This window comes from Tenacibaculum sp. 1_MG-2023 (assembly GCF_030547425.1).
Classification (GTDB): domain Bacteria; phylum Bacteroidota; class Bacteroidia; order Flavobacteriales; family Flavobacteriaceae; genus Polaribacter.
This window is the reverse complement of the sequence record NZ_JAUORH010000055.1, coordinates 1-557: the sequence shown is the minus strand read 5'-3', so window position 1 is coordinate 557 and position 557 is coordinate 1. Positions and strand designations below refer to the sequence as shown.

The 557-nt window shown below is 32.1% G+C and carries 1 protein-coding gene and 1 tRNA gene; both read left to right on the top strand.

What is annotated here, in order from left to right:
- Positions 1-71 (top strand) — tRNA-Glu (locus Q4517_RS15425).
- Between the two features lie 34 nt (positions 72-105).
- Entirely contained in the window at positions 106-357 is a 252-nt protein-coding gene (gene rpsT, locus Q4517_RS15420) for a 30S ribosomal protein S20 (RefSeq protein ID WP_028891217.1), read from the top strand.
- The last annotated feature ends 200 nt before the right edge of the window (positions 358-557 follow it).

The following is a 557-nucleotide window of genomic DNA, read 5'->3' as shown; positions in this document are numbered from 1 at the left end:
GTCCGTTCGTCTAGGGGTTAGGACGCCAGGTTTTCATCCTGGTAACACGGGTTCGATTCCCGTACGGACTACAAGTTTTTTATAAACAATTAACGCATTAGTACAATGGCAAATCATAAGTCAGCATTAAAGAGAATTAGAAGTAACGAAGCAAAGCGCTTAAGAAATAAATATCAGCATAAAACAACTCGTAATGCTGTTAGAAAATTAAGAGCTACAGAAGATAAGAAGGAAGCAGAAGGAATGTTTTCGACTGTTGTATCTATGTTAGATAAATTAGCAAAGAACAACATTATTCATAAGAATAAAGCGGCAAATTTAAAGTCTAAATTGGCTAAACACGTTGCAGCTTTATAAGAGTTTTAAGGTTAGTTAATAGTTAAAACGCTTCGATAAAATCGGAGCGTTTTTTTTGGTTAAAAGAATTTTAAAGTTCTTAGTATAAAAATAATATCATTAGAGATATGTGTAGGCTTCTCTAAAAATAGGACAGTTAATAATTCGAATTTACTAACTTTAAATTCAAACTGTCACAATGAAAAACAGCAAATTTAGCG